The organism is Candidatus Methylomirabilota bacterium (assembly GCA_035315345.1).
Lineage (GTDB): Bacteria > Methylomirabilota > Methylomirabilia > Rokubacteriales > CSP1-6 > CAMLFJ01.
Genome location: DATFYA010000077.1, coordinates 1 through 5,225, shown reverse-complemented (window position 1 = coordinate 5,225; position 5,225 = coordinate 1). Strand labels below are relative to the sequence as shown.

The 5,225-nt window shown below is 69.3% G+C and carries 3 protein-coding genes; 2 read left to right on the top strand and 1 reads right to left on the bottom strand.

Annotation, left to right across the window (positions count from 1 at the left end):
- The first annotated feature begins 130 nt into the window (after positions 1–130).
- Complete coding sequence (locus tag VKN16_09385) at positions 131–610, top strand: MarC family protein (GenBank protein ID HME94413.1); 480 nt, start codon at positions 131–133, stop codon at positions 608–610.
- A gap of 57 nt (positions 611–667) precedes the next feature.
- Positions 668–4,726, top strand: a complete 4,059-nt coding sequence (locus VKN16_09380; GenBank protein HME94412.1) for a sigma 54-interacting transcriptional regulator — start codon at positions 668–670, stop codon at positions 4,724–4,726.
- On the opposite strand, the gene VKN16_09375 is transcribed toward VKN16_09380, so the two are convergent.
- The gene (locus VKN16_09375; GenBank protein HME94411.1) at positions 4,713–5,162 is read right to left on the bottom strand and encodes a hypothetical protein; all 450 of its coding nucleotides are present in this window, start codon (positions 5,160–5,162) and stop codon (positions 4,713–4,715) included. The two genes, VKN16_09380 and VKN16_09375, sit on opposite strands and share 14 nt — an antisense overlap.
- Between the last annotated feature and the right edge of the window lie 63 nt (positions 5,163–5,225).

Genomic DNA, 5,225 nt, shown 5'->3' with positions numbered 1-5,225 from the left:
TCGTCCAGTGGTGCCGCGACCACCTGGCCGGCTTCAAGGTGCCGAAGCGCGTGGTCTTCGGCCCGCTACCCAAGACCTCCACGGGCAAGATCCAGAAGTTCGTGCTGCGGGACCGGGCCCGCGGCGAGGCGTGAGCTTCGCTGCTCCTGTCCATCGACATCGTGTTCGGCCGTCCGATCGGCCCCGCCGCCGCGGCGGGCGAGCACCCGATCGAGCGCGAGGACATCGCGGTATTTCCCTGGAAACGCCGATCATCGCCGGGCCCGGCGCGATCACCACGGTGGTGGTGCAGGCCACCGAGGCGGCCAACGGTGTGCTCCAGACCGGGCTGCTCCTGCTCGCGCTGGCGGCCGTCATGCTGCCCGCCTTCGTCGCCTTCCTCGTGGCCGGACGAATCGAGCGCCTGCTCGGCGCCACCGCCATGAACGTGGTCAGCCGCATCCTCGGCATCCTGCTGGCCGCGGTCTCCGCCGAGATGATCCTCGCCGGGCTCAAGCAGAGCGGGTCTTCGTGCGCTGAGAGGCGGGAGGAAACGGCTCGGGCCCCGCGGCGTGAGCGCTCCCCCGGCAAGGAGAAAATCTCGGTACCGCTCGTCATCCGAGGATGGTAGTGCTTAGGGCGGCTCTAGCGACGCTGACCAATGGGTCGAGCGGTGCAGAAGGCGGGCATGAACGAGCTGGCGGAGCTTCTCGGCGAGAGTCCGGCGATCGAGGCCTTGCGGCAGGCGCTGCGACGACTCCTGAACCGTCCGCAGGCGGGACGGCGCCGGCCGCCGGTCCTGCTCCAGGGCGCCACCGGAACCGGCAAGGGACTCGTGGCCCGCCTGATTCACCGCGCGGGACCGCGGGCGGACGCCCCGTTCGTGGACGTCAACTGCGCGGCCATCCCCGACTCCCTGTTCGAGGCCGAGTTGTTCGGGTTCGAGCGCGGTGCCTTCACTGATGCCGCGCGGTCCAAACGTGGACTGTTCCAGACCGCGCACCACGGCACGATATTCCTGGACGAGATCGGGCTGCTTCCCGACGGCATGCAGGCCAAGCTGTTGACAGTGCTCGAGGAGCAGGCCGTGCGGCGGCTCGGCAGCACCACGAGCGAGCCGGTTGACGTAGCGATCATCAGCGCGACAAACCTCGACCTGCGGGAGGAAGTTGCCGCCCGTCGATTTCGCGAGGATCTCTTCCATCGTCTCGCCGTCTTCACGTTCGACCTGCCGCCGCTGCGCGAGCGCGGCCGCGACATCCTGCTGCTCGCGGAACGATTCCTCGAGCACGCGTGCGCCGACTATGGCCTGGCGCCCAAGCACCTCCTTCCGGCGGCGGCCGCACGCCTGCTCGCGCATTCGTGGCCGGGAAACGTTCGCGAGCTGGCCAACGTCATGGAGCGCGTGGCGGTGCTCGGCGACGACGCCGCGGTCGGCGTCGACATGCTGGAGCTCGCCGAGCCGACGCCCACACGCTTCGCGGCAATCTCGGCGCCGACGGGACCCGGCGAGCGTGAGAGGCTTCTCCGCGCGCTCGAGGAGACGGGCTGGAACATCAGCCAGACCGCCACGAGGCTGGACCTGACCCGCAACACGGTGCGCGCCCGGATCAAACGCTTCGGCCTCCTCCGGCGAGGAACGAACGACCCCGGCGCTGCCGGGTTGGAGGTGGAGACGCCCGAGCAGTCGATCCCGCCGCTGGCGAGCGCGGCGGTGCCGACCGCACCGCCGGCTCCCCTCCGCTGGCACCGCCGGCGGATCACATTCCTCCGCACGACGCTGGCGCCGACCGATCTCGACGAGACCCGACTTACGGGGACCCGCGTGCTCGATACGATCGTTCAGAAGGTCCTGACCTTTGGCGGCGACATCGACGAGATCGGACCTTCCGAGATCGGCGCGGTCTTCGGGCTCGAGCCCATCGAGGATGGGCCCCGGCGGGCTGCACATGTGGCCACCGCGGTCCAGAGAGCTGGCGAACGAGGGTACCCCGAGGAAGGCGGACCGTTCGGAGTGAAGAGTGCCATCCACGTCGGCGAGGTCCTCGTCGCGTTCCTGTCGGGCGGATCCGAGATCGAGGCGAATACGCGGCGGGAGAGCTGGGGCGCCGCCGACCGGATTCTCGAGCAGGCGGAGACTGGGACCATTGTCGTGACCGCCGCCGCGGTGCCCTTTCTCGAGCGGCGATTCTTGATAGGTCAGATGCGCGACTCCATCGATGGCTACGAGCTATGCGGACGGGAGCGGCCGGGGCTCGCGCCCGAAGGCCAGATGGCCGACTTCGTGGGCCGCAGGGCCGAGCTCGGCCTGCTCAACGACCGGCTCGCGGCGGCCAGGGCCGGCCGCGGGCAGGTCGTGGCGATCGTCGGCGAGGCGGGGATCGGCAAGTCACGGCTCGTCCACGAGTTCCGGCAGATACTGCGGAAGGAGCGGGTCCTGTACCTCGAGACTCACTGCGCCTCGTATGGCATCGGCGTCCCCTACTACCCCATCATCGATCTCTTGCGTCAGGGCTGCCACCTGCTCGACACCGACTCAGCCGAACGGGCTCGCCAGAAGCTCGTCGACGTGCTTCGCCGGCTCGAGTTGCCAGCGGGGGAGATCCTGCCTCATCTAATGCATCTGCTCGGCCATCCGATGGACTCCGAGCGCCCCGGAACCTCCACTCCGGACGAGATCCGGGAGCGAACGGCAGAGGTCCTGCACCGCATGTGCGCGAGCGCGAGTCTCCAACGTCCGCTCGTGCTGGTCATCGAGGACCTGCAGTGGATCGACCCGGCGTCGGAAAACCTCCGGAGCATGTTCGAAGCGCTGAGCAACCGGCCACTGATGCTCGTGCTCACCTACCGGCCGGATTATCCGGCGGCCCGGCTCGATCAGTTCCGGGCGACCCAGATCTCGCTGCAGCCGCTGGGCGAGGAGGAGAGTCGCCGGTTGCTCCACGGTATTCTCCCGTCGAATCGCCTACCCGACACGATCATCCGCGAGATCCTCGACCGGGCCGACGGCAATCCATTTTTTCTCGAGGAGCTCGGCCGCACCTTCCGCGAGGGCGGGAGCCCCTCGGCCCGCTACGACGTGCCCCACACCGTGCAGGAGGTCCTGCTCGCCCGCATCAACCGGCTACCGGAGCGCGAGCGAGGGGTGCTGCAGTCGGCCGCGGCCATCGGTCGCAAGGTGCCGCTTTCGCTCCTGGCCGCTATCGCGGAGCCCGAGGGCCGCGACCTGGCGGCGTCCCTCTCCCTCCTGCGCACGGGTGAGTTCCTGCAGCAGACCAGCATGGCTCCCGAGGTCGAGCTGACCTTCAAGCACGCGCTCACCCACCAGGTCACCTACGACGGGATCGACCACCGGCGCCGGCGGACCCTTCACGCGCGGATCGTGGCCGCGATCGAGCGGCTGTATCCGGAACGACTCGCCGATCTCGCCGAACGACTGGCCGACCACGCACTCCTGGGAGAGGTCCCGGACAAAGCGGTCGACTACCTGCGCCTCGCGGGCGCCCGAGCCTTTGCGCGCGGAGGCGTCGAGGAGAGCCTGTACCGCTTCGAGAAGGCGCTGAGCTTGACCGAGGGCCTGCCAGACACGCCGGATAACGGTCGCCGGGCCATCGACGCGCGGCTCGATCTCCACAGCCCGCTCATCGTACTCGGTCAGGTCGACCGGCTCATTCGGCTGCATCAGGAATCCGAGGCGATCGCCCGACGGGTCGACGACCCGCCCCGGCGTGGCCAGGTCCTTTGGCGCATGGCGCACTACTCCTGGATGGACGCGCGGTATCGTGACGGCATCACCTGTGCCGAGCAGGCCCTGGATATCGCGAGCGCAACTGGAAACGCCACCCTCCGAGTCGCGGCGATGTTCGCGTCGGCCCTGAATCGCTTCTCGCTCGGCCTCTACCGGGAGGCAATGCGCTCCTTCGAGGATCTCGCCGACGGGCCCGACGCGGAGATCGCCCGGCGGCTGCTCGCGCTGACCGTGCCCGCCTACGTCTCGAGCTGCGGCTGGCTCGGACACTGCTGGAGCTTTCTGGGCGATCCACGCCGCGGTCTGGCGTATGCGCGGCGCGCGGAGCAGGCCGCGGACGCTTCCAACCACCCGCAGGCTCAGGCCATCTCGTACACGCTCGGCGCCCTACCGCTCATCTATATGGGGAACCTGGCGCAGGGCGTCGAGCAGGCGGAGCGAGCGTTGGAGCTCTGCAAGAGCCGGGGGCTGATCCTTTGGTTCCCGGGCGCGTCCGTCACATACGGCTGGGCGCTTGCCCTCGCCGGGCGAGCCACGGAGGCGCTGCCGCACCTGGAGGCGGGGACATTCGTGGAGATGGCCGGCCGCCGCAATTTCCTTTCGCTCATGTATGCCTGGTGGGCCGAGGGCCTGCTCCTCGCGGGCAAGCACGACGACGCCACGCAGAAGATCGCTCGCGCGATCGAGCTGGCCAGGCAATGCCACGAGGATGGCTATCTGTCGGAAGCCCTGCTCGGCTCCGCGCGCATTCTGGCCTCGGCCGAGCCCCTGCGACTGGAGGCGGCGGTCGCTGCGTACCACGACGCGAGCCAGCACGCGGAGCGGCTCGGCCAGCGGGCGCTGCTCGCGCGCGTCCAGCTCGGCCTGGGCCAGGTCTACCGGCGCGCGGACCGGGCCGGTGAAGCGCGCGCCCACCTCCGGACGGCGGTGGCCGAGCTCGAAGAGATGGGGCTCGGCCTCTGGCTAGCCGAGGCGGAGGCCGCGCTCAACGCCGGGTAGTCGACTGCGGCACCGGCGACGGCGGAGACATCTCGTAGTGAATGTCGCCGGTGAAGCGATGGATGCGGACCACGAAGCTCTTGTCCTTCGCCCACTCGTACTTGTAGGGGGTCGGCCATACGAAGACCGCCACCAGCACCACGGCCACGATTGCGACGCCCAACGCCCAGCTGATGCCGCGCCAGGCGAACACCGCGAGGCCGAACGTGAGTCCGCCGCCCACCGCGAAGGTCAGGAGGGACTGCGAGAAGGAGCAGCCGAGCCGGGCCGCCTCCGGGAGCGTGCAGGGCAGTGCGTCGGGGCCTTCGAGGAGGGCCTTCAGCCCGTGAGCAGCGAGCCCGCCGAAGTACAGCAAGGCGGCGCCGATGAGGGCCCACATGCCCAGCGTCCAGTACCACGGCTGATCGTGCTGATGGTCCGAGTTACCTGAAGTCATGGCTGACATCTGGTCCGAGCTATCTGAAGTCATGGCTGACATCCGGCGAGCGAGAGGAAGCGG

Coding starts and splice junctions, on each gene's coding strand:
- VKN16_09380 (HME94412.1), top strand. CDS start 668: ATGAACGAGCTGGCGGAGCTTCTCGGCGAGAGTCCGGCGATCGAGGCC.
- VKN16_09375 (HME94411.1), bottom strand. CDS start 5,162: ATGACTTCAGGTAACTCGGACCATCAGCACGATCAGCCGTGGTACTGG.